Annotated in this window: 19 protein-coding genes; 11 read left to right on the top strand and 8 right to left on the bottom strand. The window is 68.4% G+C overall.

Going from position 1 to position 22,162, the window contains the following annotated elements:
- Positions 1–54: 54 nt before the first annotated feature.
- Both ACFO5K_RS12955 and ACFO5K_RS12950 read left to right on the top strand, forming a co-directional pair.
- A complete protein-coding gene (locus tag ACFO5K_RS12955) occupies positions 55–1,032 on the top strand; it encodes a class I SAM-dependent methyltransferase (RefSeq protein ID WP_378560986.1) in 978 nt (325 codons plus the stop codon).
- A complete protein-coding gene (locus ACFO5K_RS12950; RefSeq protein WP_378560983.1) occupies positions 1,033–2,250 on the top strand; it encodes a THUMP-like domain-containing protein in 1,218 nt (405 codons plus the stop codon).
- Positions 2,251–2,328: 78 nt separating this feature from the next.
- On the opposite strand, the gene ACFO5K_RS12945 is transcribed toward ACFO5K_RS12950, so the two are convergent.
- Complete coding sequence (locus tag ACFO5K_RS12945) at positions 2,329–2,865, bottom strand: DUF1697 domain-containing protein (protein WP_378560980.1); 537 nt, start codon at positions 2,863–2,865, stop codon at positions 2,329–2,331.
- 38 nt (positions 2,866–2,903) lie between these two features.
- Entirely contained in the window at positions 2,904–3,647 is a 744-nt protein-coding gene (locus ACFO5K_RS12940) for an acyltransferase (RefSeq protein WP_378560977.1), read from the bottom strand.
- A 144-nt stretch (positions 3,648–3,791) separates the two neighbouring features.
- On the opposite strand from ACFO5K_RS12940, the gene ACFO5K_RS12935 reads away from it, so the two are divergent.
- Positions 3,792–5,084 carry an outer membrane protein assembly factor BamB family protein gene (locus ACFO5K_RS12935; protein ID WP_378560974.1) on the top strand — a complete coding sequence of 431 codons (1,293 nt, stop codon included), beginning with the start codon at positions 3,792–3,794 and terminating at the stop codon, positions 5,082–5,084.
- A gap of 2 nt (positions 5,085–5,086) precedes the next feature.
- On the opposite strand, the gene ACFO5K_RS12930 is transcribed toward ACFO5K_RS12935, so the two are convergent.
- Complete coding sequence (locus ACFO5K_RS12930) at positions 5,087–6,100, bottom strand: polysaccharide deacetylase family protein (RefSeq protein ID WP_378560971.1); 1,014 nt, start codon at positions 6,098–6,100, stop codon at positions 5,087–5,089.
- 182 nt (positions 6,101–6,282) lie between these two features.
- On the opposite strand from ACFO5K_RS12930, the gene ACFO5K_RS12925 reads away from it, so the two are divergent.
- Complete coding sequence (locus ACFO5K_RS12925; RefSeq protein ID WP_378560968.1) at positions 6,283–7,551, top strand: putative glycoside hydrolase; 1,269 nt, start codon at positions 6,283–6,285, stop codon at positions 7,549–7,551.
- Between the two features lie 41 nt (positions 7,552–7,592).
- On the opposite strand, the gene ACFO5K_RS12920 is transcribed toward ACFO5K_RS12925, so the two are convergent.
- From ACFO5K_RS12920 to ACFO5K_RS12905, 4 genes are all read right to left on the bottom strand, one after another.
- Positions 7,593–9,557: a TerD family protein gene (locus ACFO5K_RS12920; protein WP_378560965.1), complete on the bottom strand. Its 1,965-nt coding sequence runs from the start codon at positions 9,555–9,557 to the stop codon at positions 7,593–7,595.
- A gap of 174 nt (positions 9,558–9,731) precedes the next feature.
- Positions 9,732–10,985, bottom strand: coding sequence for a glycosyltransferase family 4 protein (locus ACFO5K_RS12915; RefSeq protein ID WP_378560962.1), 1,254 nt, complete (start codon positions 10,983–10,985; stop codon positions 9,732–9,734).
- Entirely contained in the window at positions 10,982–12,520 is a 1,539-nt protein-coding gene (locus ACFO5K_RS12910) for a 1,4-alpha-glucan branching protein domain-containing protein (protein ID WP_378560959.1), read from the bottom strand. Before ACFO5K_RS12910 ends, ACFO5K_RS12915 begins: the two co-directional genes overlap by 4 nt.
- A gap of 2 nt (positions 12,521–12,522) precedes the next feature.
- Positions 12,523–13,311: a class I SAM-dependent methyltransferase gene (locus ACFO5K_RS12905; protein WP_378560956.1), complete on the bottom strand. Its 789-nt coding sequence runs from the start codon at positions 13,309–13,311 to the stop codon at positions 12,523–12,525.
- A 185-nt stretch (positions 13,312–13,496) separates the two neighbouring features.
- On the opposite strand from ACFO5K_RS12905, the gene ACFO5K_RS12900 reads away from it, so the two are divergent.
- The 4 genes from ACFO5K_RS12900 to ACFO5K_RS12885 all read left to right on the top strand — a co-directional run bounded on the left by ACFO5K_RS12900 (position 13,497) and on the right by ACFO5K_RS12885 (position 17,627).
- The gene (locus ACFO5K_RS12900; RefSeq protein WP_378560953.1) at positions 13,497–14,282 is read left to right on the top strand and encodes an electron transfer flavoprotein subunit beta/FixA family protein; all 786 of its coding nucleotides are present in this window, start codon (positions 13,497–13,499) and stop codon (positions 14,280–14,282) included.
- Between the two features lie 42 nt (positions 14,283–14,324).
- On the top strand, positions 14,325–15,281 hold the full coding sequence (locus ACFO5K_RS12895; protein WP_378560950.1) for an electron transfer flavoprotein subunit alpha/FixB family protein: 957 nt from the start codon (positions 14,325–14,327) through the stop codon (positions 15,279–15,281).
- Between the two features lie 288 nt (positions 15,282–15,569).
- A complete protein-coding gene (locus ACFO5K_RS12890; protein ID WP_378560947.1) occupies positions 15,570–15,776 on the top strand; it encodes a hypothetical protein in 207 nt (68 codons plus the stop codon).
- Positions 15,777–16,010: 234 nt separating this feature from the next.
- A complete protein-coding gene (locus ACFO5K_RS12885) occupies positions 16,011–17,627 on the top strand; it encodes a serine/threonine-protein kinase (protein ID WP_378560944.1) in 1,617 nt (538 codons plus the stop codon).
- Positions 17,628–17,721: 94 nt separating this feature from the next.
- On the opposite strand, the gene ACFO5K_RS12880 is transcribed toward ACFO5K_RS12885, so the two are convergent.
- Positions 17,722–18,573, bottom strand: coding sequence for a LysR family transcriptional regulator (locus tag ACFO5K_RS12880; RefSeq protein ID WP_378563784.1), 852 nt, complete (start codon positions 18,571–18,573; stop codon positions 17,722–17,724).
- Positions 18,574–18,708: 135 nt separating this feature from the next.
- Between ACFO5K_RS12880 and ACFO5K_RS12875 the strand changes: the two genes are divergently transcribed.
- The 3 genes from ACFO5K_RS12875 to ACFO5K_RS12865 all read left to right on the top strand — a co-directional run bounded on the left by ACFO5K_RS12875 (position 18,709) and on the right by ACFO5K_RS12865 (position 21,950).
- Positions 18,709–19,995 (top strand): NAD(P)/FAD-dependent oxidoreductase, encoded by a 1,287-nt coding sequence (locus tag ACFO5K_RS12875; RefSeq protein ID WP_378560941.1) that lies wholly within the window; start codon positions 18,709–18,711, stop codon positions 19,993–19,995.
- A gap of 186 nt (positions 19,996–20,181) precedes the next feature.
- Complete coding sequence (locus ACFO5K_RS12870; RefSeq protein WP_378560938.1) at positions 20,182–21,000, top strand: GNAT family N-acetyltransferase; 819 nt, start codon at positions 20,182–20,184, stop codon at positions 20,998–21,000.
- Positions 21,001–21,005: 5 nt separating this feature from the next.
- Entirely contained in the window at positions 21,006–21,950 is a 945-nt protein-coding gene (locus ACFO5K_RS12865; protein ID WP_378560935.1) for a lysophospholipid acyltransferase family protein, read from the top strand.
- Positions 21,951–22,162 lie beyond the last annotated feature (212 nt).

Here is a 22,162-nt window from a genome sequence, read left to right as displayed (position 1 = left end):
GTCAGGTTGACGGCCCCGGCGAGGTCGTCGGGCCGGCGGGTAAGGTGCACAGTTATGACGGTCCATCCCGATGACCCGGCGCCGAACCCGCACGCCACCGAGGCCGAGGTCGCAGCAGCGCTCCAGGACACCAAGCTCGCCCAGGTTCTCTATCACGACTGGGAAGCCGAGACCTACGACGACAAGTGGTCGATCTCCTACGACGAACGCTGTATCGCGTACGCCCGCGGCCGGTTCGATCTGGCTGTGGGCCCCGCCCCGTTGCCCTACGAACGGGCACTCGAACTCGGCTGCGGCACCGGCTTCTTCCTGCTCAACCTGATGCAGGGCGGCATAGCCAAGACCGGCTCGGTCACCGACCTCTCGCCCGGCATGGTCAAGGTGGCGCTGCGCAACGCCGAGCACCTCGGGCTCGATGTGGACGGCCGCGTCGCCGACGCCGAAACGATTCCCTACGACGACGACACCTTCGACCTGGTGTGCGGCCACGCCGTGCTGCACCACATCCCCGACGTGGAGCTGGCGCTGAAGGAGTGCCTGCGCGTCCTCAAGCCGGGTGGGCGTTTCGTCTTCGCCGGTGAACCGACCACCATCGGCAACATCTACGCTCGCCGCCTCGGCCAGGCCACCTGGAAGGTGACCACCGAGATCACCAAGCTGCCGTTCCTGTCCGGTTGGCGTCGCCCGCAGACCGAGCTCGACGAGTCCTCCCGCGCCGCCGCCCTCGAGGCCGTCGTCGATTTGCACACCTTCGACCCGAGCGATCTCGAGAAGATGGCGAAGTCGGCGGGTGCTCTCGATGTGCGGGCCACCACCGAGGAACTCGCCGCCGCCCTGTGGGGCTGGCCGGTGCGTACCTTCGAGGCCGCCGTGCCCGACGAGAAGCTCACCATGCCCTACCGCCTCGCGCAGTACCGCGCCTGGCTCGGCCTGAGCTGGCTCGACGAGAACGTGCTGCGCAAGGTCGTGCCGCGCGAGTTCTTCTACAACGCGATGATCACCGGCGTGAAGCCGGGCAACGCGCAGAAGTAGGTGGGCTACCGCTTCAGCCGCGACGACGTCACCCATCTCGGCAGCGCGGCAGGCCGTGCCGCGCTCGCCGAGGTGGACCGGCTGGAGCTCACGTCCGCGACGCACCTGCGCGATATCGAGCGGGTGCGTCGCCTGTTCGGCGAGCAGGCCGCGGCGCTGATCGAGACGGTGGGGTTGCGCCGTAAGGCCGAGGTGAAACTGCCTGCGGCCGACGAGTGGCTGTTCACCGACGACGCGCTGCAGCAGGCGACGCCCGCGCTGGTCGCCGAGCACCGGGCTGCCCGGTTGGCCGGTCGCGCGGTACACGACGTCACCTGCTCGATCGGTGCGGAGCTGGCCGAGCTGGCCGCGGTGTGCCCGGCGGTGATCGGCAGTGATCTCGACGAGGTGCGGTTGGCGATGGCCGCCCACAATCTCGGCGTCGCACCGTCGCCGAGGCTCGGACCGGTCGACCGGAACATCCTGTTGGCCAGGGCTGATGCCCTCACGCCCACCACTCGCGACACCGTGATCATCGCCGATCCGGCCCGTCGCGCCGATGGCCGCCGTACCTACGACCCGGCCAAACTCCAACCCCCGCTACCCGACCTGCTCAGCGCCTACGCGGGCCGCGACATCGCCGTGAAATCCGCACCCGGTCTGGATTTCGACCGCCTCGGCTGGGTGGGCGAGATCGAGATCGTCTCCCTCGACGGCGCCGTCCGCGAAGCCTGCCTGTGGTCCCCGGGCTTGTCCGGTCCAGGTGTCACCCGCCGCGCCACCGTCCTCGACTCCCACGGCGCCGCAACCACTTTCACCGACGCCGACCCCGACGACATCCCCGACCGCGCCCCCGGCGACTGGATCATCGACCCCGACGGCGCCATCGTCCGCGCCGGCCTGGTCCGCCACTACGCCGCGAAACACGGCCTCTGGCAACTGGACCCCCAGATCGCCTACCTCACCGGCGACACCGTCCCCGCCGGCCTGCGCGGCTTCCGTATCGAAGACCGCCTGGACCTCCGCGAGAAAACCCTGCGCCGAGAACTGGCCCGCCGCGACTGCGGCCCCCTGGAAATCCTCATCCGAGGCATAAACGTAGACCCCGACGCCCTACGCAAAAAACTCAAACCTCGAGGCACCCGCCCGTACACCCTCGTCATCACCCGAATAGGCCGAGCCGGAACCGCGTTCCTCTGCACCGCCCACGCTCCCACCTCCCCGGAGCTGGACCACTGATCACCAGGCTCTGAGGTGAACATCGGCCGAGAACCGGTCACCACCAGAGCCTGGTGGTCACCGGTCCGGATCGAGGTGTCAGGTCATTTTGTTGACCACTCGTTGGATTGTCAGCCAGGTTCGGGTGGTGATGTTCTTGCCGTAGGTTTTTTCGAGGCGGGCCATGAAGTCGGGGGTTTTGCCGACGCTGTTGTCTATGACGGTGAGGAAGGCTCGGGCTGCGGGGTCGTAGCCGATGACTCGGGTGAGGGGGTCGGTGTCGAAGGCGGTGGTGTCGGCTTCGCGCATGGTGTCTTTGAAGAAGGTGACCGTGAGATAGGTGCTGGGCTGGTGGGTGCGGCCTTCGAAGGGGTCGCGGTCGATCAGGTCGCGTAGTTCGCGGTGGCTGCGGATGATGGTGCCGCCGGGGATACCGAGTTCGGTGGCCAGGGCCTGCTGGATGCGGTCTTCCAGATCGGCGGGGTCGTCGGCGGTGCGGAAGACGATGTTGCCGCTCGCCAGGACCGACGCGACGTTCTCGAAACCGAGCCCCTCGAACACTGCGCGCAACTTGTCGTTACGCATGTTCGGGTTGGACGGCATGATCCCTCGCAGCAGTGCCGCATAACTCTCCACGCCGCCGACGGTACCCAGCCCCACCGACAGAAACCAGGCTAGTTCGCCGCCGCGTTCTTCTTGCGTTCGATGTCGGCCAGGGCCGCCAGGTAGGCCTCGCGCTCCTCGGCACAGGCATCCCAGGCCACCTTGCGGTTCTTCACGACCTTGGCGGGCGCGCCGACCGCGATGCTGTAGTCGGGGACCTCCCCGCGCACCACCGCGTGCGCACCGAGCACGCACCCGCGTCCCACCCGGGTATCGCGCAGCACCGTCACCTTGGCCGCGATCCAGGTGTCGGGGCCGATCCGTACCGGGCTCTTCACGATGCCCTGATCCTTGATGGGCAGGGTGATGTCGTCCATCTTGTGGTCGAAGTCGCAGATGTAGCACCAGTCCGCGACCAGGGTCGATTCACCGATCTCGATATCGAGGTAGGTGTTGACCACGTTGTCCTTGCCGAAGACCACCTTGTCGCCGATGCGCAGCGAACCCTCGTGGCAGCGCAGGGCGTTGCCGTCGCCGATGTGCACCCAGCGGCCGATCTCCATGCGCGCGAAACCGGGCGTCGCGTGGATCTCCACATTGCGGCCGAGGAACACCATGCCGCGCAGCACGATGTGCGGGTTGGCCAGGCGGAATTTGAGCAGCCGGTAATAACGCACCAGGTACCACGGGGTGTAGGCGCGATTGGCCAGCACCCAGCGCAATGAGTCCCTGGTCAGAAAGCGCGCCTGTTGCGGATCGCGGCGGCGTGATCCACGCCAGCGCGCGCTCAGCGGCGCGCCCCACATGCTCGTCACGGACAACTCTCCCTCAACCACGGACAGCGATCCACCGGTCTGGCCCCGGGGATTCGGTCATCGGTTACACAGAGTACTTTCGCAAGGCACACTTACCGTGCCATACCCCGATCCTCACGCCCGATTACCCAGGGAGATCAGCAGGTGCGAACTCGGACTCGCGTCGCGACCTCGCTCGCCGCCGCCGGTGTGGTGGCGCTGGCCGGTTGCGGCACCGATGTGGACGACATCACCGTCGGCGCCGGAAAAGGATGGCCCGCAGCCCATCACGACGGCCGCAACGGTGGTGCGAGCCCGGTGACCGGTGCCGAGACGATGACGTTGAGCTGGTCGCGCCCCGTGGGCGGGCCGATCGCGCAGCCGTTGACCATCGGCGCCGAAGGCCAGCTGTTCGTCACCACGAGCACCGGCAACTGCGCGATCTTCTCCTACCAGATGCGCACGGGTCGTAAACGGTTCTGCAACCCGCTCGGGCCGTCCACGATCGAAGCGCCCACGGTGGTCGACGGGGTGAGCAACGTCTATGTCGGCGACGACGGCGCGGTGAACTCGTTCAACTATCTCGGTCAACCACGGTGGCGTACCCCCGTGGCCGGCGTCCCGGTGGCGATCCAGTTCACCGGCGACGGCAATGTGCTCACGGTGACCCAGTCCGGCCAGGTCGACGTACTCAGCCGCCAGACCGGTGCCCGCGAAGTGTCCACTCTGCAACTGCTCGGTGAACCCGACTTCCTGGAATTCCCCGACCTCACCCGCCCCGCCTCCGACGACGGGCTCGACGACTGCCGGACCGGTGGTCCGCGCTGCGCGGTGGCCAACACCACCGCCGTGGACCCCGAGACCGGCCGCTTCTTCGTCACCGTGTGGGAGCCCGGCAAGGCGGTCGCCTCGCTGCGCGCGATGCGCTATGCCGAGGGCACGCTCACCCAGGAGTGGAGCGCCGACATGCTCGCCGAGGGCAGCGCGACCAGCCCCGCCCTGTCCGCCGACGGCAGCACCGTCTACATCGGCGACAACGACGACCGGCTGATCGCGGTGAACGCCGAGGACGGCAGCACTCGCTGGACCTACGATCTGGGCTGGACCCCGCGTGGCGGCATCGCCCTGGTCGACGACCTGATCCTGCCCGCAGGCGACGAGGGCTACCTGATGGCCCTGCGTGATCAGGGCGAGCGTGCCGAGCCGGCCTGGGAACGCAAAGACCTGGCCCTGCGTGGCACCCCGGCCCCGACGGCGGGCGGTGTCGGTTACACCGTGTCCGCCATCGGCGGGGGCCTGAATCTCATCACCTTCGACACCGCCACCGGCAACACCATCGACTCCGACCCGTTGCCCGACGCCACCGGCACCACCACCGGCACTTCGATCGGCCCCGACGGCGAGGTCGTCGTCGCCACCCGGCTCGGCGAAATCTTCGCGTTCACGCCCGGCGACTGACCTCAGTACGGGTTGGCGCGGTCCGCGAATCGCGGATCGAGACCGGCTTCGAGGTCACGGGGGAACGAGACGCGCGCCGGGTCGCCGTCGGCGGTGTAGCGCTGGTCCGGGTGCGCGGCCAGCCAATCCAGCCAGTGCGCCGAATCGAACGGGACCGCGCCCCGGCCCGACCGGATGCGTGGCACACCGCCGGGGTCGACCTCGCCGTACGGCGCCGGCGCCGGGTTCGAGCCCACCAGCATCACGGCATCGAAGGTGTAGGAGGTGCCGTCCCAGGCGCCGGTGCCGGCCAGAGTGCGATCGGCCGGGTAGACGCCGAGTGGCAGTGCCATCGTGCGCACGGTGACGTCCGGGGCGGCCGTGGTCACCGCGCGCACGTTCTGCACCAGTTCGCGTTGCACGTCCTCGGCGGCCAAGCCGGAAAGGTTCGGGTGACTTGCGGTGTGCGCGCCGATTTCGTGCCCGTTGGCGGCCAGCCAGGGCAGGGCGCGCGGGTCGCCGTTGAACGGCTCGTTGTTGACGTAGAAAGTGGCCACGGGTTCGAAATCCGGGTAGCGCGCGCCGAATTCGGCGAGGATGCCCGCGGCGCTGTCGGGCGTCACGTCGCCGGAGTCGGTGAAGGCGAGCTGGCTGGTGGTGGAGTCGTCGAAGGTGAGCACCACCGGGTGCGTGCCCGCGGGCAGGTCGAGATCGCCGGAGATGTACTGGGCGGCGGTCACCGGGCGGTAGCCCTCGCGGTAGAGGCGCTCGAGTTCGTCGCGGAACTCCGCCGGGGTCTGGTCGTATTCGCCCGCTGGTTCCGCGACGATCTGGTGATACATCAGCACCGGGACCATGCCCAGCTCGTTGGCGCCGACCTCGGCCGGATCCGGCGGTGCCGGTGGCGCCGAGGTCGCGGGAACAGCCGCCTCCCGTACCGACGCCGCCTCGTTGTCGACTGCCGTACACGCCGTGAGCGCGGCCGCGAGCGCCGTCGCCGACACGAGCCGTACCAGGGTATTCGAACCGCCCGTCATCAATGCGATATTACGCTGCGGCGTCGGTTTACAGTTGATCTTTCAATCCCGGGCACGTCGCGCGGGCAGTGCGAAATAGTTGTTCGACAACGTAGCGGAAGGCGGTGTAGGCGTTGGGAATACCACTTCGAACAGCTGATCGGCGACGCTGGGCGACCATCGCGCTCGGTGCCGGTCTCGCGTTGGCTGTCATCATCTTGCTTGCCGGGTTCGCACTGAGCAGATCGGCCGGGGTCTCGGCGGCCGACACCGCGGCGCCGGTCCTGCAGGTGACACCGGCCGAACCGGTGACCTCCTACCGGGAACCGGTCGTGGTGCGCGGTAACGCCGCCGACGCGGTGCGGGTGTCGATCGGCTCGGAAGCGGTGACGCCCGGCGCGGACGGGGCATTCGAGCTCTCGGTGCCGTGGGCGCCCGCCTTCGAGGTGGTCGCCGCCGACGAAGCCGGTAACAAGAGCAGCAGCACCGTCATCGCGGCGCGCACGCTGCCCCGGATGCGTGCCGTGCACGTCACCGCGCACGCCTGGTCGCACGACGGGTTGCGTGAGGCCGTCCTCGACCTCGCCCGGCAGGGCCGCATCGACACGGTGCAACTCGACATCAAGGACGAGGACGGGGTCATCGGCTACGACTCGCAGGTGCCGTTGGCCGGCGAATCCGGCGCCCGCACCTCGATTTACGACGCCCCCACCGCCCTGCGGCAGTTGCACGACATGGGCCTGCAAGTGGTGGGGCGCATCGTCGCGTTCCGTGATCCGGCCCTGGCCACCTGGGCCTGGCAGCACGGGCGGCCCGACTGGGTCGTCCAGAATCCGTCCGGGCAGCCGTATTCGAGCCACTACGGCCCGATCGCCTTCACCAACTTCGCCCACCCCGAGGTGCGTCAGTACAACATCGACCTCGCGGTGGAAGCCGCCGAACTCGGCTTCGACGGCGTCATGTACGACTATGTCCGCCGTCCCGACGGCAGCCTGTCGAGCATGCATTTCTCCGGCCTGACCGACACTCCCACCGCCGCGGTCGCCGGGTTCCTCGCCCAGAGCAAGCACCCGGTGAACACCGCGGGCGCGCATCAGAGCGCCGCGGTCTACGGCATCGCCTCCACCCGCCCCGACGAAATCGCCCAGGACATCTCGCTCATCGCCCGCAGCGTCGACTTCGTCGCCCCGATGATCTACCCCTCGCACTGGAACTCCGGCGAATACGGCGTCGCCGATCCCAACGCCCAGCCCTACGACATCGTCTTCCGCTCCCTGCAGGACTTCAAAGCCCACACCGCGGGCACCGGCGCCAAGGTGATCCCCTGGTTGCAGGACTTCAGCCTGGGCGTGAGCTACGGCGACGCCGAAATCCAGGCCCAGATCGACGCCACCCGCGACGCCGGCATCGACAGCTTCTTCCTCTGGAACGCGGCGACGCGGTATCACGGGGGAGGAATTCACCCGGCGTGAAATGCGGGTCGGGGAGGCCCGTGACCTCCCCGACCCTGCGACTATCCCAGCGGCTCCGGGGTGCTGTCGGCTTGTTTCGGTGCCGCCGGGACCCATTCGCGCAGTGGCTGCACCACTGACCCGTAGAACGTATCGGTGGCCGAGGTGACGCTCGAGATGAAACTCGCCGCGGTGCCGGAGCGCTTGTTACCCATCGGAAAGCTCTGCTCGAGGGTGAACGAGACGATCGAGCCGCTGCGCCCGTCGGTGAGCACCTTCGGATTCGCGCGGACGGTTTCGAGTAGTTCGCAGGACTCGTTGCCCCGCTCGGAGAACACGGCTTCCACCTGTACCCGCCCGGGTGCCTCGGTGAGCTGTCTGGTCAGCCACGACACGCGCCGGGCAGCGGTGCCCTCGTCGGGTGCGGTCACCACGGTACGGCAGCGCACCTTGTTGGTGCGCACATCGGCCACGACGTGGAGGTCACCCACGGTCTCGGGGATGCGCAGCACCGCTTCGAAACATCCGTCACCCGCCAACCGTTCGGTGATCGCCGCCGCACGTGCGACCGGATCGGATCCGAACTTGCGGGGCAGCACGTGTCTGACCTCCACCCCGAGTTCGGCGGTGAGCCGCAGCGCAAGATGCCGGCCCAGCGAAACCCAGGTGTCGGCCACGGTCAGGGCCTTCTGATCCCCCGCGCGCAGGGTGCCCGCGGTGACGGCATCGCGGACAGTGACCCAGTGCCTGCCCATGTCGACGAATTCCGCGGCGCCCGAGCGTGGGTGGTCGAGGTAACGCAGGAACTCCGCGAGCATCCAGGACTGCAACGGATCCTCGATCCCACCGTGGGAGAGCAGCATTCGGGCTTCGTGCGCGATCTCGGCCCAGGACAGGTGCCGCAGCGACACCTTCGTCAGCTTGCGCCGGTCGACCTGTACGGGTAGTTCGCCCGGCCCGGCGGGGATGTCGTTGGACAAGCTCACCACCACGTCGTACTTCTTGCGCCGCGCGATGTCGAGGTAGCTCTCCAGCTGGTCGCGCCGGAGTTTGCCGCTTCCCGTCTTCACTTCCAGCAGACCCGTCCACTGTTTGCTGCCACGGCTCACCTTGAGCACAGCGTCGGGGATGACCTTCGACTCGCCCGCTTCGTATTGGACCTCGATGTACCCCTCGAAGGCGCCCACCGGTGCCCCCATTCTCGCGCAGACGGCCCGGGCGAACGGCCGCACCGCCTGCATGGTCGATATGAGCGCCGAGGTGGTGCGCCGTTCCTGCTCCTCACCGGCGCCGATCCCGAAGACCGAGAACAGCCGGGCTGGTTGCCAGGTGTCGGACTCGGCCTGCCGGAACTCGATCGGTTTGGTCTTGCGCACCGGTCGTTTGACGGTGCGTACGCCGCGCGTGGGTGACGCGACGGGAGCCGGCTCCGGTGTGGTCGCGGACGGTCCGGGTTCGGTCGCGCCGGGGGCCGCGTCGGTGGTGGCCGGTTCGGCATCATCGATGGCCACGCCGAAATCGGTGGCCAGCCCGGCCAGTCCGGAATCCCAGCCCTGCCCGACGGCGCGCACCTTCCAGACGCCGTCGCGTCGGTAGACCTCCCCGAACACGAACGCCGATTCGGTCTCCGCGTCAGCGGTCAGGTATTCGGCCAGCGAAGCCCCTGCCGCATCGATCACGTGCAGCGCCAGTTTGCCCAAGTCACCGAAGGTGCCCGATGCGACGCTGCCGGCCACGGCGACGGTGTGCACCTGGGCGGGCACGGCGGTCAGATCGATCGAAATCCTGGCCTGCATGCCTTCTTCGGTCAGGCTGGTCCCGAGGAACCGGACCGACCCGTCCGCGGATTCGGGCTGGTTGTAGAAGACGAAATCGGTGTCGGAACCCACGCGCCGGTCCGCCCCGAGTAGCAACGCCGACGCATCCACCTCGAAAGCCGGGTCCGGCCACCCGATCACGATGTCGACGCGGTCGACATCCGCCGGCAGCGCGATGTTCTGGCCCTTGGACAACAGTGGAGACGACACAGCGGCAGCTCACCTTCGGGACTCGACGACATTGCTCCGCAAGGCTGATGCAGCCGACTCACCGCTGACCCCCCTTGCCACCCACCGTGATTCAACGGCGATGCCGGAGGGTGTCGGCGCCGACCGTCGCGGTGTTACACAGCTCACAGTCGAGCAGGTGACGGTTGTGCGGTGCTACTTCGGGTCGCGTTCCGGCAGGGGGCGTTCGGTGATCACCGGGCGGCCGAGGGACGTGCGGACCCGGCGTTTGGCGATGGTGTAGACCTGGGCGGTTTCGGCGGCCACCACGTCCCAGGAGAAGTCGGCGGTGAGGCGTTCGCGGGCGGTGTGGGCGCGGTACTGGGCGGTGACCGGGTCGTCGAGAACGGCGCGGGTGGCGTCGACGAGACCGTCGATGTCGGCGGGGGCGAAGGAGGCGCCGGTGACGCCGTCGATGACCGCTTCACCGAGACCGCCCGCGGTGGAAGCGATCAGCGGCACACCGGCGGCGGCGGCCTCGAGGGCGACGATGCCGAAGGGTTCATAGCGGCTGGGCAGCACGATGGCGTCGGCGCCGTGCAACCAGCCGAGCAGTTCGGCGTGGTCGAGGTTGCCCACGAAGTTCACCGCGCGGGCCACCCGGTGCACGCGGGCCCGCTCACGCAACCAGTCGAACTGGGTGCCGACCCCGGCGATGGTGAGGGTGGTGCCCGGGTGGGCGCGGCGGATGCGAGGCAGCGCGGCGATCGCGTCCTGCACGCCCTTCTCGTATTCGAGCCGGCCCACATACAGCAGTCGCGGCGGCCCGGAGCGGGGCGCGCGCGGCCGGAAGGTCCAGGAGCCGACGTCGATGCCGTTGCGGATCACCGTGATCGGGGCCAGTTCGGGACCGTAGAGCCGTTCCACCTCGTCCTGCATGGACGTCGAGCAGGTGATGAGCTGATCGGATTCGTTGGTCAGCCACCACTCCACCGAGTGCACCTGCTTGTTGACCCGCCCCGACACCCAGCCGCTGTGGCGGCCGGCTTCGGTGGCGTGGATGGTCGACACCAGCGGTACGTCGTAGAACTCGGCGAGCATGATCGACGGGTGCGCGACGAGCCAGTCGTGGGCGTGCACCACATCGGGCGTCCATCCCTCGCCGACGCCGGGTTTGCCCAGCGCCACCCCGGCCCGCACCATCGCGTGCCCCATGGCCAGGGTCCAGGCGAGCATGTCGGCACCGAAGTCGAAGCACGGCGGGTCCTCGGCCACCGCGACGACGAGCACACCGTCGGCGATGTAGGAGTGCGTGGGGTGGGTGAGCGAGTCGGTGCCGGTGGGGCGGCGCGCCAGCACCACCACCTCGTGTCCGGCCGCGGCCAGCTCGACAGCCAGGTGATGCACATGCCGACCGAGCCCACCGACCACGACCGGGGGGTACTCCCACGACACCATCAAAATCTTCATGCGAATCCTTCGGTGGCCGACGGGACAGCGGTCGGCAACCGCCGCGCGTCCAGACCAGGAAAGAATCCGTCGGCCGCGTTCCATCCTGCCGCGAGTCGGGTCGCTTTGGCGAACTGACCGGCCCCGATGGCCTCGGCGAGCTCGCGCACGGCATGGGCGTGTTCGTGCGCGCGGTCCCGGGCGTAACCGGCCGCGGAGTCCTTGCTCACCATGAACGCCCAGTCGCTGGACACGGTCAGAATGGCTTCGCGCAGCAATTGGTCGGCGACGGGGTCGTGCAGCGATCCGTCGCGGCGGACCTTGTCGAGGGTGTCCAAGGCCAGCCGGACCACGTCGGCATTGAGCTCGACGAGGTCGGCGACCTGATCGCCCGCCCACACCCGCCAGTCCTTGCCCGAACCCCACGACGAGTCGTTGAGCTGCACGGGTTCGCCTACGTAGCCGCCTGCGCGGGCGTCGGCGAGGGTGCCGACATTCACTCCGGCGGCGGGCAGGGCGCGCAGCACCTGCTCGAGCCACTGCGGTCCCTCGTGCCACCAGTGACCGAACAGTTCGGTGTCGAAGGCGGCCACCACCAGTGCCGGCCGACCGATCCGCGCGGACTCTTCGATGAGCCGGGTGCGCACCGTCTCGACGAAGTCGGCGACGTCGCGGGTGACGGCCTCGGCGGCCAGTTCGGGATCGTAAGGGGCCTTGTCAGGTCCGGCGACGGTTTTGCCGGTCACGCGCGCGGGTTTGAGGCCCGTCGCGTGGTCGTAGTGGTGGAAATCGCGGTAGGCGGCCTGGCCCGGGTAGCCCTGTTTCGGGGACCAGACCCGGTAGCTCACCTGTAGGTCGCGGCCGAAGGCGAGCACATCGGCGTCGCGGACGGGTCTGCCGAGGCTGGTGTCGCCGCGCAGCGAGGGGCCGTCGACCATGAAGTGGGTCACGCCCGCGGCGTCGTAGCCCTGTTCCATGCCGGGGGTGTAGCCGCATTCGGGCGCCCAGATGCCGGTGGGCGTGGTGCCCCAGCGCAGTTGCGCGTCGGCCAGGCCCTCGGTGAGCTGGAACTGGCGCATCCGCGCGTCGAGCAACGGCTGGAACGGGTGGGCCAGCGGGCCGCCGAGCAGTTCGATCGCCTCGGCGTCGATCAGCGAGCGCCACACCGGCGAACCACCGTGGCGCCAGTCGCGTTCGAATTCGGTCAGCGCGGTCGCGGCGAGCCGGTGTTCGTGGCGGCCCAGCGCCACGTTGCCCGACATCGATGCCTCGTCGGCGCGCAATTGCCAGTTGCCCAGCCAGTGGTGCATCCCGGCCAGGCAGTGCGGGTCGTCGAGCTGAGCGGCCAGTACCGGGGTGATCCCCAAGCTCAGCAGGTGTGAACGTCCTTCGGCGGCAAGGTTTTTCAGCACTCGCACCAGCGGCAGGTACGACGCCGCCCAGGACTGGTAGAGCCATTCCTCGCCGACCGGCCAGCGTCCGTGGTGGGCCAGCCAGGGCAGGTGGGAGTGCAGGACGAGGGTGAATTGTCCCGGCACGGTTTCGGGGCGGGACACGGTCAGTGCCTTGCCTTCTCGGCGATCGCGACCAGGTCCAGGCTCGCGTCGATCTCGCCGGCACGCAGGTCGAAATCATCGATGGTGACCGCGGCGACGTCGGCGGTCAGATCGGCCGGCCACGGCTGTCCGGCCAGTGCGCGCTCGATCTGGGCGTCGATGAACGAGCCACCGTGCTTGGCGTCGAGCGCTTTCAGGCTCGCGCCGTGGTGCACGCCCAGCATGTCGGTGACCTCGAAACCGGCCTCGACCAGGAGCTCGGTGAGTTCGGCGGCATTGAGTTCGCGGGTGTGGAACGGGTTGAGCGGGGTGTCGCGACCGGGGGAGAAGGTGATCCGGTTGGGGGTGCTGATCAGCAGGTGCCCGCCGGGGCGCAGGACCCGCAGGCATTCGCGCAGGAACTGCGCCTGGTCCCAGAGATGTTCGATGACCTGGAAGTTCACGACGACGTCGACTGATTCGTCGTCCAGTGGCAGCTCGGCGAGGTTGCCCTGGATCATCTCCACGCGCGGGTAGCGCGCGCGGACGTGCGCGACCGCGCCCTCGTCGTAGTCCAGCCCGATGACCCGCTCGGCGACCCCGGCGATCATGTCGGCGCCGTAGCCCTCGCCCGAGCCGGCCTCGAGTACCGTCCGGCCGGCGCAACGGTCGAGCAGGCGGGCGTAGGCGATCTCGTGCCTGCGGAACCAGTAGTTCTCCTCGGCGATGCCGGGCACGGTCCGCTCACCGGTCAACGGCAGTGGTTCATGTGGGGCGGCCACCGATGCGGCAGGGATCACAGCCTCGCTCATGACCCCGACGTTACTGGTACCGCCGGTCCGGGCAGGAGTCAGGGACCTCTTGCGCGAGTAGGTTACCCACGAGTAACTTAGCGTAGGGTAGTGTTCCGCCCTGAGCTAGTTTTCTCACCCCGGACGTACGGCCAGTTCGTGCGGCCCGCCACCACGTGTACCCAGAAGGAGGTCGACGAAGACCGATGCCGAACATCGTCGTACTCATCAAGCAGGTTCCCGACACCTGGTCCGAGCGTAAGCTGACCGATGGTGACTACACCCTCGACCGCGAGGCCGCCGACGCCGTCCTCGACGAGATCAACGAGCGCGCCGTCGAGGAAGCGCTGCTGATCAAGGAGGCACAGGGCGGCGAGGTCACCGTGCTGGCCGCCGGTCCGGATCGCGCCACCGAGGCCATCCGCAAGGCGCTGTCCATGGGCGCCGACAAGGCCATCCACATCAACGACCCCGCCATCCACGGCTCCGACGCCGTGCAGACCGCGTGGGTCCTGGCCGGCGCGCTCGGCCAGGTCGAGGGCGTCGAGCTGGTTATCGCCGGTAACGAGGCCACCGACGGCCGCGCGGGTGCGGTTCCGGCGATCATCGCCGAGTACCTGGGCATCCCGCAGCTCACGCACCTGCGCAAGCTCACCGTCGACGGCGACAAGGTCACCGGCGAGCGCGAGACCGACGAGGGCGTCTTCAAGCTCGAGGCCTCGCTGCCCGCGATCGTCTCGGTCTCGGAGAAGATCAACGAGCCGCGTTTCCCCTCCTTCAAGGGCATCATGGCCGCGAAGAAGAAGGAAGTTCAGGTCTTCACCCTGGCCGAACTGGGCATCGACCCGTCGACCGTGGGCGTGGCCAACGCCGGTACGCAGGTCACCAGCTCCACCCCCAAGCCGCCGCGCACCGCGGGCGAGAAGATCGCGGACGAGGGCGAGGGCGGCAACCAGATTGCCACCTACCTCATCGGTCAGAAGATCATCTGATTCGGCCCCGAGCCTGCTGAGACTTTTCGAGGAGAAAGAACAATGGCTGAAGTACTTGTGCTCATCGAGCACGCCGACGGTGCCGTGAAGAAGGTCAGCACCGAACTGCTCACCGCCGCCCGCACCCTGGGCGAGCCCGCCGCCGTCGTCGCCGGCCCGGCCGGTTCCGCCGACAAGCTGGCCGCCGCGCTGGCCGCCGCGGGCGCCGAGAAGATCTACGTCGCCGAGTCCGATGACGTCGACAACTTCCTGGTCACCCCCAAGGTCGACGTGCTCGCCGGCCTGGTCGAGTCCGCCGCTCCGGCCGCCGTGCTGGTCGCCGCCACCGCCGAGGGCAAGGAGGTGTCGGGCCGCCTCGCCGCGCGCATCGGCTCCGGTCTGCTCATCGACGTCATCGGCGTCAACGCCGACGGCTCGGCCGTGCACTCCATCTTCGGTGGCGCCTTCACCGTCGATGCCAAGGCCACCGGCGACGTGCCGGTGATCTCGATCCGTCCCGGCGCGATCGAGGCCGCCCCGCAGGCCGGTGCCGGTGAACAGGTCACCGTGGCCGTGCCCGCGCAGGAAGAAGGCGTGGTCAAGGTCGTCTCGCGCGAGCCGATCGTCGCCGGCGACCGTCCCGAGCTCACCGAGGCCGGCGTCGTCGTCTCCGGTGGTCGTGGTGTCGGTTCTGCCGACAACTTCGCGGTCGTCGAATCGCTGGCCGACTCGCTGGGTGCCGCCGTCGGCGCCTCGCGTGCCGCCGTCGACTCGGGCTACTACCCGGGCCAGTTCCAGGTGGGTCAGACCGGCAAGACGGTCTCCCCGCAGCTCTACATCGCCCTCGGCATCTCCGGCGCCATCCAGCACCGCGCCGGCATGCAGACCTCGAAGACCATCGTCGCTGTGAACAAGGACGAGGAAGCCCCCATCTTCGAGATCGCCGACTACGGCATCGTGGGCGACCTGTTCAACGTCGCCCCGCAGCTGACCGAGGCCGTGAAGTCCCACAAGGGCTGACACCTCCCGGTTGAGTTCACCTCGGCCCGCGAAACCTGCACGTGCGTACGCGCACACGGGTTCCGCGGGCCGTTGGTGTATTCGGCGGCTGCTCTCGGTCGTGCCCGGGCTACCATGGCGCTATGTCCCCGTCCGGTGTGGAGCGTCCTGATCTGCCCGAATACATGACGTGGGAAGAACTGGAGCGGCTTCCCGAGGAGATCGCCGCGCAGATCGAGCTATACCCCGGGCGAAGTCGAAGCGAAGAAGGCGCGCTACGCGGGTGCCGGCATCCCCTCGTACTGGGAAGTGGACCTGACGAAGGACCTCACCGGCATCGGCGCGCTCCGCGTGTACATCCTCGAAACCGGGCACGCCGAACTGCCACCGGGTGTTCGCCCATTGCGTAACTCCAACTATCTGCTGGCGGGCGAGTGGACTCCCGATTCCGCAGCCGGCATCTCCTTTCCATTCCCCTTCTCCATCGAAATTCCTTGGTCCGCACTGGAGTTCTGATCTTGCGTGCGTACTGATCCGTCGAGCTCACGGCGTGCACAGGGTCATCGAATGCTCCGGGTTGCGCAGGGGGCGAGCCTCGCCGACCACTCATGGACACGCGCGGCATAGAGACAATACTGCCGCAGCTCGCGGAATTCCCCACGGATGAACCGGCTTTCGTGCGGGGAGGTGAGTTCGGGCGCTGCGTGCGGGTAGCGTGCAGGCCGGGAGCCGGGGCGATGAGGAGCGATTGTGTTGGAAGCGGGGGCGAGCTTCGCCGGGTATCAGCTCGAGGGCGTGCTGGGGCGGGGCGGGATGGGGACCGTCTATCTGGCCAGGCATCCGCGGCTGCCCAGGAATGTGGCGCTGAAGGTGTTGAGCCGGGAGTTCACCGGTGATCAGGAACTGCAATCGCGGTTCGAGCGTGAAGCTGATGTCGTTGCGCAACTGGACCATCCGGGGATCGTCGGGGTGTACGACCGTGGCAGCGACGGTGGGTACCTGTGGATCGCGATGCAGTTCATCCGGGGAACCGATGCCGCCGCTTGGGATTCGCGGGCACACCGACCCGCCGAGACCGCGCGCCTGCTCGGTGAGACGGCCTCGGCTCTCGACTACGCCAACCGGCACGATGTGCTGCACCGGGACGTGAAGCCGGGCAATATCCTGATCGCCGACGCCGAGTTCGGACGTCAGACCCGCGCGGTGCTCACCGATTTCGGGATCGCCCGGGTCACCACCGCCACCACCCAGCTCACCGCGACCGGCACCTTCACCGCCACCCTCGCCTACGCCTCGCCCGAACAGCTCTCCGGTGCGGTCGTCGACCACCACAGCGACCAGTACTCGCTGGCCTGCACCCTGTTCGCGATGTACGCCGGGCACGCACCGTTCGCCGCGACCAACCCCGGCCAGGTGGTGGCGGGGCACCTGTCACAGCCGGTGCCGCGTCTCACGTCGGTCAGGCCCGATTTGCCGCCCGCGATCGATGGCGTGATCGCCCGGGCGATGGCGAAGCGGCGCGACGAGAGATTCGGCAGCGCCACCGAATTCACCGACACGATCCGGAATGTGCTCGAGGGCCGCCATGTTGCCGCGCCGACCGTGCATCAGCCGTGGGTCGACCCGTCTGCACGCGGACACGGCTTCGGTGAGCATGTGCGGCAACCGTGGACCGACCCTGTGCAGCACGGACACGGCTCCGGTGAGCATGTGCGGCAACCGTGGGCCGACCCTGTGCAGCACGGACACGGCTCGGGTGCTCATGTGCAGCGGCCATGGACCGATCCCACGTCGCAGCGGCACGGCTCCGGCGAGCAAGTGCCCCAGTCGGATGGCGCGCGTCGGCCCGTGTACGGAGCGTGGCAGCAGCCGGGTTCCGTTGCCCCGGTGGCCGGGGCGATGGCCGCGCATCCGTGGCGGCAGGGCCCGGAGCGTGATCCGGTGCCGACGAAGGGCGCCGCGATATTCGCCGGCAGCGCGATGCTGTTGTTCAGCCTGGCGGTGTTGGTATTCCTGATCGTCGGCGTCTCCGAAACGCTCGATCGAAGCCGCGCCGGGAAAGATACCAGTGACGCGTATCTCGCCATCCCGGTCGTGGTCGCGATCATTGTCTTCACCGGTGCCGCGGGGGGCCTGCTGTTGTGTGCGCGCACCGCGGGGCGTGTCATGTCGGTCATCACGGCTGTGTTGATCGGCGGCTGGGCCCTGTTCGGTGTCGCGGCCTCCGTTGCTTCCGAGGTCTATGCCGCCACTGCGGTCACCGCGGCGGTGTTCGCATTCTGCGCAGCGTTGGGCGGCTGTGCGGCGTCCCCGTCGACCGGGCGTTGGATCCGCTACCGCAAGGCCGTACGCGCCCACCGTTGGTGACTGTGGCGGGTACCCCGTCCACCCGAGCCGCCGCAGCCACGGAACGCGAGTCGAGGCATCAGCGACTGATCCCGCGCGAGCCGGAGTGCAGGACTCAGTGGTGCAGCGCGTCCAGCAACGTCTTCACGATCGGATTCTCCCTGCCGTCCTCGCGCAGCACCGCCGACACCGGGATCCGCAGGCGGTGGTCGGTGAGGTCCAGGGTGAGCAGTCCTTTGGTCGGCCCCTCGTAGAGGATGGTCCAGGATTCGGGGCGGTTGAGCAGTTCCATGGTGGCGGTGTGGTCGGGTGGGATGGGTGGGCCGAAGGTGGGGCCGGTGGGCAGGTCGGCGAAGGCGGAACGGATGAGTGTGTGCAACAACACTTGTTCCTGTTCGGGGGGTAGCAGCAGGGGATAGGGGCTCAGATCGGCGAGGGTGACCGCTCCGCGTTCGGCCAGTGGGTGACTGCTGGAGATGGCGATCACGAGGTCCTCTACCCACAGCTGTTCCACCGCCAACCCGGGCTGGTCGACGCTGCCGCGGATCAGGGCGAGATCGCAGTCGCCGTCGGCCACCGCGGTGATCCGCTGACGGAACGGTTTGATCACGTATTCGATCTCGGCGTCGGGGTGCGCGGCCCGTGCGGTGGCGATCGCCGACAGGGACGGGGCGGCGAAGGACATGTTGGCGGCCAAGCGAATTCGTGGCCCGGTGGTGCGTACGGCGGCCCGGATGGCCGACTCGAGACTCAGCATCTGCTTGGCCAATGGCAGCAGGCGCAGGGTGGCGTCGGTGGGTACGACTGCACGGGTGGTGCGCTCGAAGAGCTGGGCGCCGAGGTCGCGTTCCAGGCGCGCGATCTGATGGCTGATCGCGGACTGGGAGATGAAGCAGCGCCCGGCCGCGCGGCTGAAGCTGAGCTCCTCGCAGACCGCTACGAAGTACGCCAATTGACGGAGTTCCACGAGGTTACCTCCCATTGATTAGTTATACAGATAAGAGTCATCTTCAGTATGCGCCCAAACACGGGAAACATCTGCGTTCCGCATCGCGTTTACTCATAGGAAAGGAATCATTACCCGATCTTGGAGCGCGCGAGCATGGAACACACGGATGTCGTCATCGTCGGTTCGGGCTTCGGTGGCCTGGCCGCGGCCAAGCAGTTGGCGAAGTCGCGAATCAACTACGTGTTGATCTCCAGCACGCCCGAGCACCTGTTCCAGCCACTGCTGTACCAGGTGGCGACCGGGGTACTCACGCCGGAGGAGATCGCACCGCCGATCAAGAACGTACTGCGCCGCCACCCCGAGGCCGATGTCCGGCTGGGCAAGGTCACCGGCATCGACGCCGAGGCCGCGGTACTCACCTACGAGACCGCCGAGGGCCCCCGCCAGATCAGCTACGGCTCGCTGATCGCGGCCACCGGCGCCAGCCAGAGCTACTTCGGGCGCGACGACTTCGCCGAGAAGACCTTCTCGCTCAAGACGATCGACGACGCCCAGCGCCTGCGCGACCAGATCGCCACCGTATTCGCCCAGGCCGAGCACGCCGACGAGGCCACCAGGCAGAAGCTGCTGAGCTTCGTGGTGGTCGGCGCGGGCGCGACCGGTGTCGAGGTGGCGGGCCAGATCAAGGAACTCGCCAAGCGCCACTTCCGTCAGCGGGTCTCGGTGACCCTGGTCGAAGGCGCCGACGCGGTGCTGCCGCCGTTCGGCGGCGGGCTCTCGGAATACGCGAAGCGCTCGCTCACCGACAGTGGGGTGGAGGTGCTGCTGGGCACCTTCGTCACCGATATCACCGAGGGCAAGGTCACCGTGCGCGACGCCGACGGCATCGAGCGCGGTATCGCCGCCGAGACCGTGGTGTGGTCGGCGGGCGTGCAGGTGGGCGGGTTCGCGACGTTGCTGGCCGAGGCGACCGGCGTCGAGACCGACCGCGCGGGCCGCCTGCTGATCAACCCCGACCTGACCGTCGGCGGCCACGCCGACATCTACGCCATCGGCGACATGACCTCGCTCAACGGGTACCCCGGCCAGTCGCCGGTCGCCATGCAGGAGGGCAGGCACGCCGCCGACATCATCCGCCGCGAAAAGCACGCGGGCACGCCTTTCGTCTACTGGGACAAGGGCAGCATGGCCGTGATCAGCCGCTTCAGCGCGGTGGTGAAGCTCAACGAGCGCATCACTTTCAAGGGCACCATCGCCTGGGCGATGTGGCTGGCGGTGCACCTGATGTACCTGGTCGGATTCCGCAACCGGTTCGCCGCGGTCGCCTCCTGGCTGGTGGCCTTCGCCGGCACCGCGCGTCCGGGTTTCGACGACGCCGAGCGCTCGCGTCCGGTCACCGCGCCGAAGGCGCACGAGCCCGACGAGCAACGCGCAGCCTGACTCCGGCGTAATCGTGGGATCTCGCACCGGAAATGGGCGTGTTCGGCCAGAAACCCGCAGGTGGGCGAACGATGGGCAGCGGTTCGGTGAACGCCGGGTGTGACCCCCGTCTCGTTCACCGAACCGGCATCGGCACGACACTGAAGCGTCGCCCCGATGCCAATTCGGGCTGGCTTCATCACAAGTATGAGTATTTCGTCCGTGTTGACCGCGCCGGCGCCGGACTCCGGGGTGGGGAAATCTCGGTATTCGCTGATCGTCGCCTCCGATGCCGAACATCGTGGCGCCGCACAGCGACTGCGGTTCCAGGTCTTCGCCGCCGAACCCGGCTTCCAGATGCCCGACAACGGTACCGGTCTCGATGCCGACCGCTTCGACGAGCACTGTGACCACCTGCTGGTGCGCGACGAGTTCACCGAACAGTTCGTCGGCTGCTACCGGATGTTGCCGCCGGACAAGGTGATCGCGGCGGGCGGGTACTACACCGCCACCGAATTCGATCTCACCAGGCTCGATCCCGAGGGGCACCGGATCGTGGAGATGGGCCGCGCGTGTGTGGTGCCCGATCACCGCAACGGTTCGGTGCTCACGCTCATGTGGGCGGGCATCCTGCACTACATCCAGCTCACCGGCTACGACTGGGTGATGGGCTGCGTGTCGGTGCCGATGCGCGACTCGCCGCAGGATCCGGCCGGAGTGAACGTGCGCGGTGTACGTGACCTGCTGCTGGGCCGCCACTCCTGCGACCCGGAACGCTATGTGGAGCCCTACAACCCGGTCGTCGTCGACGGCCTGACCCTCGACCAGCTGACCCCGCCGAGCCGCCCGAAGCTGCCGCCGCTGTTGCGCGGTTACCTGCGTCTGGGCGCCGAGATCTGCGGCGAACCCGCGCACGACCCCGACTTCGCGGTCGCCGACTTCGTCGCGCTGCTCGGTATGGAAACCATCAACACCCGGTACCTGGAGCGGCTGCAGAGCGCGGCCGCCAATTTCGACGGGAAGTAACCACCATGGTGTTCGACGCGACGCCCGCCCCGCCCTCGCATTCGTGGATGCCGTCGAGCCCCTGTGGTTCCGGCTGCATCGAACATCTCGACGAGGTGAGTACCGCCCGGATGCTGGCCCGGCTGGCCGGTGTGGCCGGACTGGTGCTCAGCTTTCCGGTGTTCACCATCGCCACCGCGGCCGGGCGGCGCGAGGACATGCAGCGCCGCTACGCGCGGGCCGCACTGCGCTGCCTGGGGATGCGATTGCGCATCGTCGACAACCGTGGCGGCGAGCGTTCGGCGGCCGGTTTCGCCGATCCCGGCACCGCGGTGCTGGTGGTGGCCGGACACATCGGCTGGGCCGATGTGGTGGCGCTGGCGGCGGTGCAGCCGGTGAGTTTCGTGGCACGCGCCGACATGGTCGACTGGCCGGTGCTCGGCAAGCTGGCCCAGCTCACCCGGGTGATCCCGATCGAGCGGACGCGCCTGCGCGAGCTGCCGGGGGTGGTCGGGCAGGTGGCGCGGCGGCTGGCCGCGGGTAACCGGATCGCGGTCTTCCCCGAGGGCACCACCTGGTGCGGCCGCGCCTACGGTTCACTGCGGCCCGCCATGTTCCAGGCCGCGATCGACACCGGCACTCCCGTACAACCGGTGCGCCTGCGTTACCTGGATTCGCGCGGAACACCTTGCACTGTCCCGGGTTTCGTCGGCGAGGACACTTTCGCCGAGTCCGCCGAGCGAGTGCTGCGCAGCAAGGGGATGGTGGTGGAGATCGTGCTCGAACCGCTCGAGCACCCCGGTCTGGATCGCCGCGAACTGGCCCGGCGCTGTGCGCGCGCCATCCGCGGCGCCGACCGGTCACGCCACGGTGTGCTCGACACCGAGTGGATCGAATCGGGCAATACGCGGGTGCAGGATCCGTCGATCGGTCAGCCGAGCGCGGCGTCCGCGACGGTTACTGGCTGGTAACCGACACCCTTTCCTTCTTCCTCGACCGGAGGCCGCTGTGGTGGCCTCCGGTCGATGTCGTTCGCCTGCCGGTGGACCGGCGAAGGGGGCGGTGACCTGGCCGTCGAATGTGAAAAGACCACGTCTGCGCGGTGGGGTCGTGTACCTCGCGTTCGCCCTGCATCCGGCGTCGCGAACAGACTGGCCAGTCGGAATACCCCTGCGAGTCCGGG

The sequence above is a fragment of the Nocardia halotolerans genome, assembly GCF_042650145.1.
GTDB lineage: Bacteria > Actinomycetota > Actinomycetes > Mycobacteriales > Mycobacteriaceae > Nocardia > Nocardia halotolerans.
The sequence above is the reverse complement of the archived record's forward strand: the minus strand, read 5'-3'. Positions and strand labels throughout refer to the sequence as shown.

Coding starts and splice junctions, on each gene's coding strand:
- ACFO5K_RS12955 (WP_378560986.1), top strand. CDS start 55: ATGACGGTCCATCCCGATGACCCGGCGCCGAACCCGCACGCCACCGAG.
- ACFO5K_RS12930 (WP_378560971.1), bottom strand. CDS start 6,100: ATGACGGGCGGTTCGAATACCCTGGTACGGCTCGTGTCGGCGACGGCG.
- ACFO5K_RS12915 (WP_378560962.1), bottom strand. CDS start 10,985: ATGAAGATTTTGATGGTGTCGTGGGAGTACCCCCCGGTCGTGGTCGGT.
- ACFO5K_RS12905 (WP_378560956.1), bottom strand. CDS start 13,311: ATGAGCGAGGCTGTGATCCCTGCCGCATCGGTGGCCGCCCCACATGAA.
- ACFO5K_RS12900 (WP_378560953.1), top strand. CDS start 13,497: ATGCCGAACATCGTCGTACTCATCAAGCAGGTTCCCGACACCTGGTCC.
- ACFO5K_RS12895 (WP_378560950.1), top strand. CDS start 14,325: ATGGCTGAAGTACTTGTGCTCATCGAGCACGCCGACGGTGCCGTGAAG.
- ACFO5K_RS12875 (WP_378560941.1), top strand. CDS start 18,709: ATGGAACACACGGATGTCGTCATCGTCGGTTCGGGCTTCGGTGGCCTG.
- ACFO5K_RS12870 (WP_378560938.1), top strand. CDS start 20,182: ATGAGTATTTCGTCCGTGTTGACCGCGCCGGCGCCGGACTCCGGGGTG.
- ACFO5K_RS12865 (WP_378560935.1), top strand. CDS start 21,006: ATGGTGTTCGACGCGACGCCCGCCCCGCCCTCGCATTCGTGGATGCCG.